The organism is Dorea phocaeensis (assembly GCF_900240315.1).
GTDB classification, from domain to species: domain Bacteria; phylum Bacillota; class Clostridia; order Lachnospirales; family Lachnospiraceae; genus Dorea_B; species Dorea_B phocaeensis.
In genome coordinates this window covers 608,887-624,637 of record NZ_OEPZ01000001.1, presented here as the reverse complement: position 1 = coordinate 624,637, position 15,751 = coordinate 608,887, and the positions used below count along the sequence as shown (strand labels likewise).

Annotated in this window: 13 protein-coding genes, 1 tRNA gene and 1 other annotated feature; of the genes, 9 read left to right on the top strand and 5 right to left on the bottom strand. The window is 43.9% G+C overall.

Annotation, left to right across the window (positions count from 1 at the left end; translation table 11 throughout):
• Position 1: 1 nt before the first annotated feature.
• From C0979_RS02955 to C0979_RS02935, 5 genes are all read left to right on the top strand, one after another.
• The gene (locus C0979_RS02955) at positions 2 to 709 is read left to right on the top strand and encodes a response regulator transcription factor (protein ID WP_101694567.1); all 708 of its coding nucleotides are present in this window, start codon (positions 2 to 4) and stop codon (positions 707 to 709) included.
• Complete coding sequence (locus C0979_RS02950; RefSeq protein ID WP_101694566.1) at positions 681 to 2,738, top strand: sensor histidine kinase; 2,058 nt, start codon at positions 681 to 683, stop codon at positions 2,736 to 2,738. Before C0979_RS02955 ends, C0979_RS02950 begins: the two co-directional genes overlap by 29 nt.
• A 46-nt stretch (positions 2,739 to 2,784) precedes the next feature.
• Positions 2,785 to 3,031 (top strand) — a binding site (T-box leader).
• A 49-nt stretch (positions 3,032 to 3,080) separates the two neighbouring features.
• Complete coding sequence (gene epsC / locus C0979_RS02945) at positions 3,081 to 3,788, top strand: serine O-acetyltransferase EpsC (RefSeq protein WP_101694565.1); 708 nt, start codon at positions 3,081 to 3,083, stop codon at positions 3,786 to 3,788.
• A complete protein-coding gene (cysS, locus tag C0979_RS02940) occupies positions 3,775 to 5,181 on the top strand; it encodes a cysteine--tRNA ligase (protein ID WP_101694564.1) in 1,407 nt (468 codons plus the stop codon). Before epsC ends, cysS begins: the two co-directional genes overlap by 14 nt.
• Positions 5,166 to 5,603 carry a Mini-ribonuclease 3 gene (locus C0979_RS02935; RefSeq protein ID WP_101694563.1) on the top strand — a complete coding sequence of 146 codons (438 nt, stop codon included), beginning with the start codon at positions 5,166 to 5,168 and terminating at the stop codon, positions 5,601 to 5,603. Before cysS ends, C0979_RS02935 begins: the two co-directional genes overlap by 16 nt.
• Positions 5,604 to 5,654: 51 nt before the next feature.
• On the opposite strand, the gene C0979_RS02930 is transcribed toward C0979_RS02935, so the two are convergent.
• The 4 genes from C0979_RS02930 to rlmB all read right to left on the bottom strand — a co-directional run bounded on the left by C0979_RS02930 (position 5,655) and on the right by rlmB (position 8,634).
• Positions 5,655 to 7,022, bottom strand: a complete 1,368-nt coding sequence (locus C0979_RS02930; RefSeq protein ID WP_101694562.1) for an MATE family efflux transporter — start codon at positions 7,020 to 7,022, stop codon at positions 5,655 to 5,657.
• An 81-nt stretch (positions 7,023 to 7,103) separates the two neighbouring features.
• A tRNA-Thr gene (locus tag C0979_RS02925) sits at positions 7,104 to 7,176 on the bottom strand.
• 65 nt (positions 7,177 to 7,241) lie between these two features.
• Positions 7,242 to 7,856: a sigma-70 family RNA polymerase sigma factor gene (locus C0979_RS02920; RefSeq protein ID WP_101694561.1), complete on the bottom strand. Its 615-nt coding sequence runs from the start codon at positions 7,854 to 7,856 to the stop codon at positions 7,242 to 7,244.
• A 19-nt stretch (positions 7,857 to 7,875) separates the two neighbouring features.
• Positions 7,876 to 8,634 (bottom strand): 23S rRNA (guanosine(2251)-2'-O)-methyltransferase RlmB, encoded by a 759-nt coding sequence (rlmB, locus tag C0979_RS02915; RefSeq protein ID WP_101694560.1) that lies wholly within the window; start codon positions 8,632 to 8,634, stop codon positions 7,876 to 7,878.
• A 264-nt stretch (positions 8,635 to 8,898) separates the two neighbouring features.
• Here rlmB and C0979_RS02910 point away from each other — a divergent pair, with 264 nt between their 5' ends.
• A complete protein-coding gene (locus C0979_RS02910; protein ID WP_101694559.1) occupies positions 8,899 to 10,566 on the top strand; it encodes a glutamine--tRNA ligase/YqeY domain fusion protein in 1,668 nt (555 codons plus the stop codon).
• A gap of 7 nt (positions 10,567 to 10,573) precedes the next feature.
• Positions 10,574 to 11,968, top strand: a complete 1,395-nt coding sequence (gene pdxR / locus C0979_RS02905; RefSeq protein ID WP_101694558.1) for a MocR-like pyridoxine biosynthesis transcription factor PdxR — start codon at positions 10,574 to 10,576, stop codon at positions 11,966 to 11,968.
• A gap of 82 nt (positions 11,969 to 12,050) precedes the next feature.
• Here pdxR and C0979_RS02900 read toward each other — a convergent pair whose 3' ends face one another.
• Positions 12,051 to 12,383: a hypothetical protein gene (locus C0979_RS02900; protein WP_101694557.1), complete on the bottom strand. Its 333-nt coding sequence runs from the start codon at positions 12,381 to 12,383 to the stop codon at positions 12,051 to 12,053.
• A 168-nt stretch (positions 12,384 to 12,551) separates the two neighbouring features.
• On the opposite strand from C0979_RS02900, the gene cls reads away from it, so the two are divergent.
• On the top strand, positions 12,552 to 14,114 hold the full coding sequence (gene cls / locus C0979_RS02895; RefSeq protein WP_101694775.1) for a cardiolipin synthase: 1,563 nt from the start codon (positions 12,552 to 12,554) through the stop codon (positions 14,112 to 14,114).
• A 181-nt stretch (positions 14,115 to 14,295) separates the two neighbouring features.
• Entirely contained in the window at positions 14,296 to 15,570 is a 1,275-nt protein-coding gene (locus tag C0979_RS02890; protein WP_101694556.1) for an adenylosuccinate synthase, read from the top strand.
• Positions 15,571 to 15,751: the final 181 nt, after the last annotated feature.

Sequence of the window (15,751 nt, the reverse complement as noted above, 5' to 3'; positions counted from 1 at the left end):
AATGGAAATAAATCATGTGCTGATTGTGGAGGACGATGCAGAAATTAGGAAGGGAGTTGAGATCTACCTAAAAAGCCAGGGATATAAAGTGTATCAGGCGGCAGACGGAGTGGAAGGGCTGGAAATCATTGAAAAAGAAGAGATCCATTTGGCTATTGTGGATGTAATGATGCCGCGGATGGATGGGATTGCCATGACCATTAAGCTTCGGGAGAAACATGATTTTCCGGTGATTTTTCTGTCGGCAAAATCGGAAGAAGTGGATAAGATTATGGGACTTAATATTGGAGCTGACGATTATGTGACGAAACCATTTACTCCAATGGAACTGTTAGCAAGGGTAAATTCCCAGCTTCGTCGATACCGGAAATTCTTAGAAAAGCTTAAAAACCATGAAAAGACGGCCAATATTCATACCATCGGCGGACTGGAGATCAACGAGGATGCGGTGGAGGTATCCGTAGACGGAGAGGTTATCAAGATGACGCCGATAGAGTATAAGATCCTGCTTTTGTTAGCGAAGCATCCGGGAAGAGTCTTTTCGGCAGAAGAGATCTACGAACGAGTGTGGAATGAACGGGCAGTAAATACGGATACGATTATGGTACATGTCAGAAATATTCGGGAGAAGATTGAGATCAACCCGAAAGAACCAAAATATTTGAAGGTGGTGTGGGGAGTTGGATACAAAATTGAAAAACAGGCATAAACTTGCCATTGTATTAATTTTATTGATGATTGCCATCCCGACGATGGCGGTACTTTCTGGATATCCTGCATATTCCAGAGAGTGTGAAAATCTTCAGAATGAGTTAGATGAAGCGGCTCTTTGTTCTTCTGACTTTCTGGAAGAATTCGTATGGGCAAGCTACATTCTCTATTCTACGGAATCGGATGCGGGAATGTCAAAGGTAGAGAAAGAGCAGGAGCTTGAGTATGACTTTCAGGAAGAATTGAATGAGTTTGACAATCTATATCCATATCTGGAGTATTCTGTGGAGGACGAAGAGGGAAAGACAGTAGCGGAAAGCGTGGTCAATTCCGGGAAGAAATCCATTGCTTCTTATGGACTTGCAATGACGATCCACTACGATCGGAATGGAATTCCGGAGGCGAAGATTCAGGCGGGTGAATATAAGTCGGGGCAGATCCGGGAGCTTCGTTCTGTACTGAATGAATTTTCCAGAAATATTCAGGACAGATATCAGTACTCTGCGGAAGAAAGCGCGGACGTCTATATGAGAACGCCGAAAAACCGTACCTTTACATTTGCAATGACGGAAAGCAACTTAAAGGCCTATATGGATAACTGGCATTATACCGGTTATATGGTGTCTGAAAGAACAAGTGGAGTGATTCTCATACTCTTATGTGTCGTAGCGGCAGCGGCTTTGTTGCTTCCGATATTTTCAACCTTGCACACAGGAACAGAGAAAATTTTCCGGTGTCCGATGGAAATCGTTGTAGCGGCAGCATTCTTTGGCTATATCATACTCTTTGATAATCTTTGGTATCTGTTTTCCAGAAATCAAGGAAGGGTGGAAGCGCTGGATGTACTTGTGTGGACGGGAGTATTCGCAGGAACTTACTGGGCAGCGGCAAATGTAAGACATCTCTTTACAATGGGACTGAAAGGATATCTGAAAGAAAATTCCCTGATTGTGCGTTTCTCTGGAAAGATCAAAAAAGGAGTACGGTGGATGATAGAAAAGTGTAAGGCGGGACTGGATAAGATTTATCGCTCCTTTGATTACATTGATCTGGATGACAAGAACAATAGGTTTATTTTAAAGCTTGTGCTGGTGAACTTTGTAATCCTTGTCTGCATTTGTTCTATCTGGGTTTTCGGTATCATTGCACTGGTTATTTATTCGGTGATCCTGTTTTTGATCCTGCGGAAATATTTCAATGATCTGAAAGCAAAGTACGCAATCTTATTAAAAGCGACAAACCAGATGGCAGAAGGGAATCTGGATGTGGAGATCACAGAAGATCTGGGAGTCTTCACCCCATTTAAGGCGGAGATGGAAAAGATTCGCCAGGGCTTCAAACTGGCGGTGGACAAAGAAGTGAAGAGCCAGCGTATGAAAACGGAGCTTATTACCAATGTGTCTCACGATTTAAAGACACCGCTTACAGCAATCATTACTTATGTTAATTTATTAAAAGAAGAAAAAGATGAAGAGAAACAAAAAGAATACATTGACGTGTTAGAGAGAAAGTCTTTGCGGTTAAAGGTGCTGATTGAAGATCTTTTTGAAATCAGTAAGGCAAACAGTCAGAATGTAACGTTAAACGTGGTGGATGTCGATATTGTAAATCTTTTTAAACAGGTAAAGCTGGAGATGGAAGATAAGTTTGCCGCAGCGGGACTTGAATTTCGGTGTGATTATCCGGAAGAAAAAATTGTGATACCATTAGATAGTCAGAAGACATTCCGTATTTTTGAAAACCTGTTGGTGAACATCACCAAGTATGCGATGCCGCATACGCGAGTGTACGTAAGGATTGCAAGGGAAGCTGGGAAAACAGTGGTCCAGTTAAAGAACATGTCAGCACAAGAACTGAACTTCAATCCGGAAGAACTGACCGAACGGTTCGTAAGAGGAGACGTATCAAGGAATACCGAAGGATCGGGTCTGGGACTTGCGATTGTCAAAAGTTTTGTGGAATTGCAGAAAGGGGAAATGCAGATAGAGACAGAAGCAGACTTATTTAAAGTGGAGATAACGTTTTAATTTATTTGACAAATGAGTCTTTTTCGCATAATATATAATGTATACGAAAAAGACTTAGAACGGAAAGAGTAGCAGATAATGGATCCGACAGAGAGAAACTGTCACCGGCTGAAAGCAGTTTTCGGTGAAATGGCTGTGAAGTGCATCCGGGAGTTGATCTGGCGAGCGGGAGAGATCCCAGGTAGCCGGATACGGGAATTACACACGTTACGTGTATCAAGTGGAGGCTTATACGGATGATCAGATCTGGAGCCTTTAGAAGAGTGGAACCGCGGATTGAATTCGTCTCTTGAATTATTCAGGAGACGAATTTTTTATTTTTATGGAAAGGAAGCGCACGGCATGGGGATCATATCGTATGTAAGAGAAGAAATTCAAGTGATTCGGGAACGGGATCCGGCGATTAAGTCGAATATGGAAGTATTTTTATATCCGAGTTTTAAAGCAATTATGCGTTACCGGGTGGCTCATAAGCTGTATTTGAAGAAGCATTATTTCCTGGCCAGATGGGTGTCTCAGCGGGCAGTTAGGAAGACAGGAATTGAGATTCATCCGGGAGCAACTATCGGGAAAGGTCTGTTTATCGATCACGGAAGCGGCGTGATCATCGGGGAGACAGCGGAGTTAGGAGATAATGTGACGCTGTATCAGGGTGTAACCCTTGGGGGTACCGGAAAGGAGCAGGGAAAGCGCCATCCGACTCTGAAGGATAATGTGATGGTCAGTGCCGGGGCAAAAGTTCTTGGATCTTTTACCATTGGGAAAAACTCGAAGATCGGAGCCGGTTCTGTCGTGTTAAAAGAAGTGCCGCCGAATTGTACCGTGGTTGGTGTTCCCGGTCGTATTGTAAAGAGGGATAATGAAAGACTGCCGCGGATGGATATGGATCAGGTGCATCTGCCTGACCCGATCAGCAGCGAGATTGAACAGCTTCAGTCTGAGAACTTGAAGCTTCACCAGCAGATCTATGAGATGGAGAAGCATATGAAGTGTTTAAAAAGCAAAGAGAAGATTGACGAAGGAGGAGAAGACAGTCATGAAATTATATAATACGTTGACAAAGAGAAAAGAAGAATTTGTTCCGTTGGAGGAAGGAAAGGTAAAAATGTATGTGTGCGGTCCGACCGTGTACAATTTTATCCATATCGGAAATGCAAGACCGATGATCGTATTCGATACGGTAAGACGCTATTTTGAATACAAGGGATATGATGTTAATTATGTATCCAACTTTACCGATGTGGACGATAAGATTATCAAAAAAGCGATTGAAGAAGGCACCTCTGCAGATGAGGTATCCAAACGTTTTATTGAGGAATGTAAGAAAGATATGGCTGGCATGAATGTAAAACCTGCCACCAAGCATCCTCTTGCAACAGAAGAGATCTGCGGCATGGTAGAGATGATTCAGACATTGATTGATAAGGGATATGCCTATGAGAAGAACGGTACCGTGTACTTCCGTACCAGACAGTTTAAAGAATACGGAAAGTTATCCCACAAGAACTTGGATGATCTGCGTTCCGGAGAGCGTTCTCTTTTGGTAACCGGAGAGGATGAGAAGGAAGATCCGCTGGACTTTGTGCTTTGGAAACCGAAAAAAGAGGGAGAGCCGGCATGGCAGTCTCCATGGTGTGACGGACGTCCGGGCTGGCATATTGAGTGTTCTGTGATGTCTAAGAAATATCTGGGCGAGCAGATTGATATTCATGCAGGTGGAGAGGATTTGGTATTCCCTCACCATGAAAATGAAATTGCGCAAAGTGAAGCTGCTAACGGCAAAGAATTTGCAAAATACTGGATGCACAATGCATTTTTGAATATCGATAACCATAAGATGAGCAAATCTCTTGGCAATTTCCGTACGGTTCGAGAAATCAGTGAGCAGTATGATCTTCAGGTGCTTCGGTTCTTTATGCTGAGCGCGCACTACAGAAGTCCGCTGAACTTCAGTGCAGATCTGATGGAGTCTTCTAAAAATGCGTTGGAGCGAATCGTAAATGCAGCAGATAACTTAAAGTATCTGATGAAGAATGCGAAAGCGGAAGCTATGACAGCAGAAGAGAAGGAAGCTTATGCGAAAACAGATGCGTTTGTAGATGGCTTTGAAGCGGCGATGGACGATGACTTTAATACGGCAGATGCGGTCGCATCCGTATTTGATCTGGTAAAATATATCAATACCAATACAGATGGAGAAAGCTCCAAGGAGTATCTCAAGAATTTATTCGATCTGTTGGTGAAATTAACCGACGTGTTAGGTCTTATTGTGGATAAAAAAGAGGAAATCCTTGCAGAAGATATTGAAAAGCTGATCGAGGAACGTCAGGTTGCAAGAAAGGCAAAAGATTTTGCGAGAGCAGATGCAATCCGTGATGAACTGTTGGAAAAAGGAATTGTTCTGGAAGATACCAGAGAAGGTGTAAAATGGAAAAAGGCGTAGTATGGCAGTTTGATTCATATATGCAGGAAATCTTTCAGATGAAAGAGGTGGATCCGGGGACGTATTCTCCGTTGACACTGGCTTACATTGGAGATAGTATCTATGATTTGGTGATTAAATCTTTAGTTGTAAATGAAGGCAACAAACAGGTGCAGAAGCTCCATAAGGCGACCAGTACACTGGTACAGGCGTCTGCGCAGTCGAAAATGATGCGCAGGATGCAGGAACATCTGACGGAAGAAGAGCATGCCGTCTTTAAGCGCGGAAGAAATACGAAAAGTGTTTCGCCGGCGAAGAACCAGTCTATTACAGATTATCGAAGGGCAACAGGATTTGAGGCTTTGATGGGATATTTGTATTTGAAAAAAGAGTGGAAGCGGATGCTGGACTTGATTAAGATTGGACTGGAAAGTCTGGAATAGAAAAACGAAAAAAGATCAGGCGGGAGAATTTCCTGCCTGATCTTTTTTCGTTTAACAGTTGCTTTTTTCTGATAAGGATTCATAGTAGCTTGGAGGCATCCATTTGCCCTTCCAGGCATACAAAAGAATCAGAAGTGCGCCGACTACCCAGGATAGTGGATAGATAATCATGACGGCAAAGAGTTCATGGGAGATCTTCATTGCACACCAGATCCATGCCACCCGGAAAATGCACAGGGAGAACAGGAATACCAACATGGTTTCCATTGTTTTTCCGGCGCCGCGAATACTTCCGGATGCAATTTGAAGAATACCAATCAGCCAGTAGAATGGACAGAAGAATCTCATAATATAAATACCAATGTTTACCACTTCCTGGTTATTGGTAAAGATGCCAATGACCTGAGGTGCGAAGATCAGAAGCAGAATTCCGGTTGAAATGGTATAGATCAGTCCCATCAAAAGCGACACCTTCATGCCTTTCATTACTCGGTCGTATTTACCTGCTCCGATGTTTTGACCTGCAAATGTGGTTGCGGCCATGCCGATGCTTAGGACGGGCAGGATATTGAATCCGTCAATTTTTACGTAGGCTGCGTATCCGGCCATCACGACTGCGCCAAAACTGTTGACGCTGGACTGTACGATTACATTTGACAGAGAAATTACGATATTTTGAATCCCGGTAGGCAGACCGATCCGCACAATCTTGGAAAAAAGATGGTCGTATACCCGGATTTCCCTCAGTCGTACTTTGTAAATATCCTGACTTCGCATCAAGAACTGCATAATAAACACGAATGCAAGGAATTGGCTGATATCCGTTGCCAGCGCTGCGCCGACAATTCCCATTTTCAGTCCGACTACGAACAGAAGATCCAGGAAAATATTGGATACGGCTGCAATTATCAGATAAACTAAGGATCGCTTGGAATTGCCTACTGCGTTTAGAATTCCTGCAGCCATATTGTAGATTACCGAGAAGAGAATTCCACCAAAATAGACCTGCAGATATTGAACTGCCGGATCGAATACTTCCTGCGGTGTGCCCATTGCCCGCAGAATGAAAGGTACCAGAAGAATTCCGACCATGGTTAAGATGGCGCCGGCGCCGATGGCAATGGCCAGTGTCGTATGTACGGCCTTTCTTACGCCTTCTTTGTCTTTTGCCCCGTAATACTGGGAGATGACAACTCCGGCTCCTGTAGATGCACCGATACAGAAACCGATCAGCAATGTAATGATCGGACCGCTGGCACCAACTGCGGCCAAGGCCTCACTTCCAATATAGTTGCCGACAATAATCGAATCCACCGTATTATACAGCTGTTGGAACAGATTTCCCAAAATCAGCGGGATCGAGAAAAACAACAGCTTTTTCCAGATGGAGCCTTCTGTCATCGTGGTGTTACGTTCCATAGGTTTTCCTCCTTTGTTATTTTCTTTTTTTGAACAACATAAAAGCCCTTGAAAACAAGGGCTTTTAATAAGTATTCTTTAAGCTGCCTAGCGGAATCGAACCGCCGACCTCCGCCTTACCAAGGCGACGCTCTACCGACTGAGCCAAGGCAGCACACATGTGTGACATGCAACGGTATTAATATACAATACTGCCCTGGTATTTGTCAATATGAATTCTTAATTTTCTGCTTTTTCTTTTGCTAAAATTTTTTCCATTTTACTTTTTATTCGCTGCAGTGCATTATCTATCGTTTTGGGACTCTTATCAAGAAGCCTGGCAATGGTTTTATAGTCTGTTCCCAGAAGATGCAGATATAAAACACGGTTTTCCAGATCGCTTAAGTTCTCCATTAGCTTATTTTGCAGCAGCTCCACATATTCCCTGCCTACCAGAAGTTCTTCCGGATTACTTTCTTTGGCGGCTTCCATTGTATCAATCAGCGGTCCCTTTTCTCCCGTTTTTTCATAAAGAGAGATATAACTGTTCAGCGGACTGTGTTTTTTTCGTTTTGACGCTTCGATTGCCGAATACATCTGTCTGGTAATGCAGAGTCTGGCAAAATTGTAAAAAGATGTTTCCTGTGCCAGATCATAATTCTGTACGGCTTTAAATAGTCCGATCATACCTTCCTGAATCAGATCATCGTTTTCGCCGCCTAGAAGATACATGGCGTTCGCCTCTTTGCGGACCAGATTTTTATATTTTTCCATAATATAATCGGTGATTGCAGTATCTCCTTTGCGGAGCATTCGGATGAGCTGTTCATCCGTCTTTTGTTCATATCCTGCCATATACCATTCCCGCCTTTTCTTATTTTGGCAGACGCTGCCGGACGATTTCGTAGGCCAGTACGCCGGCTGCCACCGATGCATTCAGGGAATCAATCTCACCTTTCATTGGAATGCTGGCAATGAAATCACAGGTTTCCCGTACCAGGCGGCTGACGCCTTCGCCTTCATTTCCAATCACCAGTCCGATCGGTCCGGTCAGATTCAGATCGTACATCTTTTCCCCGCCCATATCGGCACATACGAACCAGAGACCTTCCTTTTTTAAGTCCTCCATGGTTTTCTTTAAATTGGTTACCTTGGCAACCGGGGTGTAGTTCAGCGCACCGGCGGAGGTTTTGGCGACGGTGGCCGTCAGACCGACGGCTCTTCGTTTGGGGATGATGACACCGTGTGCGCCGGCCAGGTTTGCCGTACGGATAATGGCGCCCAGGTTGTGAGGGTCTTCTATGTTGTCAAGAAGGATCAGGAAAGGATCCTCCCCTTTCTTTCGTGCCAGTTCCAGCATATCGGATACTTCAGAATATTCATATGCTGCGGTAAAGGCGATGACGCCCTGATGGTGCCCGGTTTCTGACAATTGAGATAAACGTTCCTTTTCTACGAACTGAATGAGCGTATCGTGTTTTCTGGCTTCCCGGATGATGGTCCGTACCGGTCCGTCCTGACAGCCGTCCAGTACATAAAGCTTGTCTACCGGCTTGCCGGAGCGGAAAGCTTCTAATACGGCGTTACGCCCCTCAATCTTATTTTCGTTGGTTTTGGTTCTATTTTCTTCCATGGAAATACTCCTTTTTACATTTGACATAATCAAAAAGTCCTCGCCTTACGGCGAAGGACTTCTCTGCTCTATTTCTACATCTTAGCAAGCGAAGGATCAAAAGTCAATAGTTCCTGTTTAGTTGTAAAAATCGCTTGATTTCAGGATGGGATTCGAGAAAGTGGGGATAAAATCCTGCAAAGTCACCTTGTTTCGCCATATTTTTTATGATAAGATAAGGAACAAGGGATTTTTAAGAGATTTTTTAGTAGTAGGAGGAAAAGAATGGGAGAAGAGACAGTTTCCAAAAATTTTATAGAGCAGGAGATTGATAAGGATCTGGCAGAGGGTGTTTACAGCGAAGTGTGCACCAGATTCCCGCCGGAGCCGAACGGATACCTGCACATCGGACATGCTAAGTCCATTTTGCTGAATTCAGGACTTGCAAAAAAATATAATGGTACATTCCACTTGCGATTTGATGATACCAATCCGATGAAAGAGGATATGGAGTTTGTAGAATCTATTAAGGAAGATGTGGCGTGGCTGGGCGCTGATTGGAAAGAGCATCTGTACTTTGCATCTGATTATTTTGATGTGATGTATGAGTGTGCAGTAAAGCTGATTAAAAAAGGAAAAGCATTTGTCTGCGATCTGACGGCAGATGAGATTCGTGAATACAGAGGAACATTAAAAGAGCCGGGAAAGAACAGTCCGTACCGTGATCGTTCTGTAGAAGAGAATCTGCAGCTTTTTGAGGAAATGAAGGAAGGCAAGTACAAGGATGGGGAAAAAGTGCTTCGTGCCAAGATTGATATGTCCTCTCCGAACATCAACATGCGTGATCCGGTTATCTATCGTGTGGCTCATATGACGCACCATAATACCGGAGATAAGTGGTGTATTTATCCGATGTATGATTTTGCGCATCCGATTGAAGATGCAGTGGAGAAGATTACGCATTCTATTTGTACTTTGGAGTTTGAAGATCACAGACCACTGTATGACTGGGTGGTAAAAGAGTGTGAATTTGATCCGGCGCCAAGACAGATTGAGTTTGCAAAGCTGTATCTGACTAACGTGGTAACTGGAAAACGATACATCAAAAAGCTGGTTATGGATGGGATTGTAGATGGATGGGACGATCCAAGACTGGTGTCTATTGCAGCGTTAAGAAGAAGAGGTTTTACACCGGAGTCTTTGAAAATGTTTATTGAGCTTTGCGGAGTTTCCAAGAGCCAGAGTTCTGTAGACTACGCAATGCTTGAATACTGTATCCGAGAGGATCTGAAGCTGAAGAAGTCACGTATGATGGCGATTCTGGATCCGATTAAACTGGTGATTGATAATTATCCGGAAGGAGAAGTAGAGTACCTGGATGTGGATAACAACATGGAGAATCCAGAACTTGGCAAGAGACAGATTCCATTCTGCAGAGAGCTGTACATTGAACGCGAAGACTTTATGATTGAGCCTCCGAAGAAATATTTCCGTCTGTTCCCAGGCAATGAAGTGCGTTTGATGAATGCATATTTTGTGAAATGTGAAAGCTTTGAGACGGATGCAGATGGCAATGTGACAGTGGTACATGCAACTTATGATCCGGAGACAAAATGTGGAACCGGATTTACGGGACGCAAGGTAAAAGGAACGATTCACTGGGTGGCAGCGCCGTATGCAAAACAGGCGGAGGTAAGACTCTACGAGAACCTGGTAGATGAAGAGAAGGGTGTTTATAATAAGGAAGACGGTTCCCTGAACCTGAATCCAAATTCTTTAACCATCTTAAAGGAATGCTATGTAGAAGACAGCTTCAAAGATGCGAAGGGATGCGACAGCTTCCAGTTCGTAAGAAATGGATATTTCTGCATTGACTCCAAAGATTCCACATCGGAGAACCTGGTGTTTAACCGAATCGTATCGCTGAAGAGTTCTTTTAAACTGCCAAAATAAGAATAAGATGAATGAATTGACGATCAATCTTAAGGCGGGAGGGAACGTTCCGCTTTATGAGCAGATTTATCAGTATATTAAAAAGGATATTCAGGATGGGAAGCTTCTCTATGGTGAGAAGCTTCCTTCAACGAGAGCACTTTGCCGGCATCTGGAAGTAAGCAGGAGTACAGTGGAGCTTGCCTATGAGCAGCTGTTGTCGGAAGGGTATATTGAATCGGAACCCTGCAGGGGCTTTTTCGTAGCGCAGATTGAAGGGATGTACCGGTGGGAAACAGCCGCTTCCATCCCGATAAAGCCACAGCAGAAAGAAGAGGCGTTTGCCTATGATTTTACGCCTTATGGGGTGGACTTAAACAGCTTTCCGTATCATGTGTGGAGGAAACTTTCCAGAGAGATTCTGATGGATGACAGAACGGAATTGTTCCGCTCTGGAGATTCACAGGGAGAGTATGAGTTCCGCAGTGCAGTTTGTCGGTATCTTCACCAGGCCAGGGGAGTGAATTGTACGCCTAAGCAGGTGATTGTGGGAGCAGGAAGCGATTATATGCTGATGCTTCTGGGGATGATTCTTGGGAGGGAGCACAAGTTTGCTTTCGAGGATCCGGCTTATAAGCAGGCGTACCGCGTAGTGAGAAAGCTTGGATATGAGACGGTTCCCGTGGGGCTTGACCGGTATGGAATGCGGGTAGACGCGCTGGAAGATTCCGGGACCGATATTGCTTATGTAACGCCCTCGCATCAGTATCCCACTGGGATTGTAATGCCGATCAGACGCAGGATGGAACTGCTGAAGTGGGCGGATGAAGGAGAGCGTTATATCGTGGAGGATGACTACGACAGTGAGTTTCGCTATAAGGGCAAACCGATTCCGGCGCTCCAGGGATATGATGTCCATGGGAGAGTGATCTATCTGGGAACGTTTTCCAAATCCATTGCACCGGCCATTCGATTAAGCTATATGGTGCTGCCGGAAGAACTGGCGGAAACCTACCGGGAAAGACTTGGTTTTGTTCATTCTACAGTATCCAAAGTAGATCAGATGATTGTGACGCGTTTTTTAGAGGAAGGGCATTATGAACGTCATTTGAATAAGACGCGTTCCCTCTATCGGAGCCGGCATGATACGTTGTTAGAATCTTTAAGACCGCTCCTTTCTGTCTGTAGGGTGTCTGGGGAAAATGCAGGAGTACATCTTCTTTTGACCTTTGAAAATGGGCGGACCGAGCAGGAATTGGTTTCCCTGGCAAAAGAACAGGGAATCAAAGTGTATGGGCTTTCGGATTACTGTATTGAAGAAGGCAGAAAAGAAGAGGGGGCAACCATTCTTTTAGGGTATGCTAATTTAAGTGAAGATGAGATCCGGGATGCAGCAGAAGTGCTGAACCGGGTGTGGAGATAAACCAAAATAGCGGCATCTGAGGCCTTATTCACCTTAGATGCCGCCGCTTTCTTTTGTTTTAGGAGATAGTCGGATATGGATTTTATTCCTCTGCTGTTTTCGCTTCTTCAGCAGGATCTTCCTCAGCAGGTGCTTCTTCAGTAGAGACTTCTTCAGCAGGAGCGGTCTTGGTTTCCGGTGCCTCTTCTGAAGTTTCCGCCTTTGTATCTGCTTCTTTTGCAGCTGGAGTAAGCGGCACGTATTCACGGTCGGATACCGGTTTTAAATCATTGTCGAGATCAAAATCCAGATCTTCAAAGTCATCGGCGAATGCCTCATCTTCGGAAGCTTCTTTCTTTTTAAAGTAATATACAAGTCCTGCAGCTGCGCTTCCGATTACAGCCAGACTTAAAATTTTCTTTCCCCATTTTGCCATAATAATATAACTCCTTTCAAAATCAATTTATAACTTATATCATAACACATATCATCTGATTTTGGGTATAAAATAAAAATAAAATACGCGCCAAGTTGAGATGAAGAAAAAAGTGTGTTACACTGTAGCATATGTTTGAATAGAAAGAAGAGGGAGGAAATGCGTTTTATGGTTAAAAATGAAGTGTCAGGTACAGCCAAAAAAGGCTTATTTCGGATTGTATTCAGTCGAACAGGGATTATTCTGCTTTTGATTGCATTGCAGGCGGCGGTTTTTATTGGAATGCCTCTTTATCTGGAAGAATATATGACCTATATTTATGGAGCTACCACAATTTTGGAGGTTGTGGTATTGATCTATATTATTAATTCGGAAGGAAATCCGGCATTCAAGATGACATGGATGCTGTGTGTGCTGGCATTTCCGATTATTGGAACACTGTTTTATCTGTTCGTGAAGATGCAGTTTGGATCTAGCTATATGGAGCATCGCCTGGCAAAACTTCGGATTGAGACGGATCCTTATCTGCAGCAGGAGCCGAAAGTGTTAGAAGCGCTTTGGGCAAGTAAATCCGCCAATGCACAGTTGTCCTACTATCTGTCCCAGAGACTTGGATTTCCGACGTACCGGAATACAGAAGTGAAATATTTCCCACTGGGAGAGTATAAGTTTAAAGCGCTGGTGGAAGAACTGAAAAAAGCAAAGAAGTATATTTTTATGGAATACTTTATTGTAGAAGAAGGCTATATGTGGGGAACGATCCTGAATATTTTGCGGCATAAAGCAGAAGAAGGGGTGGAGGTTCGTTTCATGTATGATGGGATGTGCGCCATTTCTATGCTTCCATATGATTACCCGAATAAGATTAATCGCTGGGGAATTAAGTGCAAGATGGTGAACAAGGTGAAACCATTCTTGTCGACGACCCAGAATAACCGCGACCATCGGAAGATCTGCGTCATCGACGGCTGCGTTGGATTTACAGGAGGAATCAATCTGGGAGATGAATATATCAATCGGAAGGAACGCTTTGGACATTGGAAGGATACTGCTGTGATGCTTAAAGGAGATGCGGTTCAGAGTCTGACAATGATTTTCCTGCAGATGTGGAATGTGGATGAACGGAAAGAGGAAGATTACAGGCGTTATCTGACGCCGAAGACACCGGGGCTTAAAAGGGAGTTAGGATACGTGATTCCATATGCTGACAGTCCCTTTGACAATGAAAATGTGGGAGAAGAGGTGTATTTCCACATTCTGAATCATGCCAAGAAATATGTCCATATTATGACGCCGTATCTGATCCTTGATAATGAGATGATTACGACGCTTACCAGAGCGGCAAAAAGTGGGATTGAAGTGATCATTATTATGCCTCATATTCCAGATAAATGGTATGCATTTGTAGTGGCGAAGACATACTATAAGGAGTTGATTGAAAGTGGGGTACAGATTTACGAATACACGCCGGGATTTGTCCATGCGAAAGTGTTTGTCGCGGATGATGATACCGCTACGGTGGGAACCATCAATTTGGATTACCGAAGCTTATATCTGCACTTTGAATGTGGAACATTTATTTATAACAACTCAGAGATCGACCGAATTGAGCGGGATTTTCAGCAGACACTTGCCAAGTGCCATAAGGTGACGTTGATTGAAGTGAAGAAAAGAAGCGCCTTTACCAAGATTGCAGGACAGGTACTCCGTCTGATTGCGCCACTGATGTAAAGCACAGAAAAACCGATAGTTTTTGTGGGAAATGCACGAAAATAAGGGGAAATTTCTTGTGAAATAAGAGGAAAATTGCGTTTTACACGAAAGAAGAATTATAGTATAATTTTTAAGTAATTTTTATGGAATTGCACAGAATAACAGGAAGATACAGGTTCATAATTCAGGAGGAATGAATATGGTAAAAGCAGTAGTAGGTGCAAACTGGGGCGATGAAGGAAAAGGAAAGATTACGGATATGCTCGCGAAAGAGGCGGATATTATTGTAAGATTTCAAGGAGGAGCCAATGCAGGTCATACCATCATCAATGATTATGGTAAGTTTGCGCTGCATACACTGCCGTCAGGAGTATTTTATGACCACACAACCAGTGTGATCGGAAATGGTGTTGCACTTGATATCCCGGTTTTGTTTCACGAGATTCAGACCATCATCGACAGAGGGGTGCCGATGCCGAAGATACTGGTATCTGACCGCGCACAGATCGTGATGTCTTATCACAAAGATTTTGATGCCTATGAGGAGGAACGTCTGGGAGGAAAATCCTTTGGTTCCACCAAGTCTGGAATTGCACCGTTTTATTCTGACAAGTATGCGAAGATTGGGTTCCAGGTCAGTGAGCTGTTCGATGATGAACTGCTCAAAGAAAAGGTGATTCGTGTGGCAGAGCAGAAGAATGTGCTTTTGAAACATTTATATCAGAAACCGGAGCTTGATCCGGAAGACCTCTATAAGGAACTTCAGGAATATAAAAAAATGGTAGAGCCTTATGTGTGTGATACGGCTCTTTACCTTCACCAAGCGATAAAAGAGGGAAAAGAGATTCTGCTGGAGGGACAGTTAGGGACGTTGAAAGATCCGGATCACGGAATTTATCCTATGGTAACGTCTTCTTCTACACTGGCAGCATTTGGAGCCATTGGTGCAGGAGTACCGCCATATGAGATTAAGAAGGTGATTACGGTGTGTAAGGCTTACTCCAGTGCAGTAGGAGCGGGAGCGTTCGTTAGTGAAATCTTTGGAGACGAGGCGGATGAATTAAGACGCCGCGGCGGAGATGGAGGAGAATTCGGAGCAACAACCGGACGGCCAAGAAGAATGGGCTGGTTTGACTGCGTGGCTTCCAAATACGGATGCCGGATGCAGGGAACGACGGATGTGGCATTTACCGTGCTGGATGTGCTGGGATATCTGGATGAGATTCCGGTATGTGTCGGCTATGAGATTCAGGGAGAGGTAACAACAGAGTTTCCGCCTACGCATCTGCTTGAAAAGGCAGTACCGGTTTACAAAACGCTGCCAGGCTGGAAGTGTGATATCCGAGGAATCAGAACATATGAGGAACTTCCGGAAAACTGCAAAAATTATATTGAATTTGTGGAAAAAGAAATCGGATATCCGATTACCATGGTTTCCAATGGACCGGGACGGGATGATATTATTTATCGATAAAGAATAGTACCAAAGAAAAGAACAGGAAGACTGCGCAAAATGCGGGGGTTTCCTGTTTTTTGCATAGAAGCGCCTTAAGGAATTCCTAATGTTTCTTTTAGATTTCTGCCATATTCTGGTCACAAACGCTGCATATAATAGAGAATGTGCTCATATAATGATAGAGTGCAGGATTGGCCTT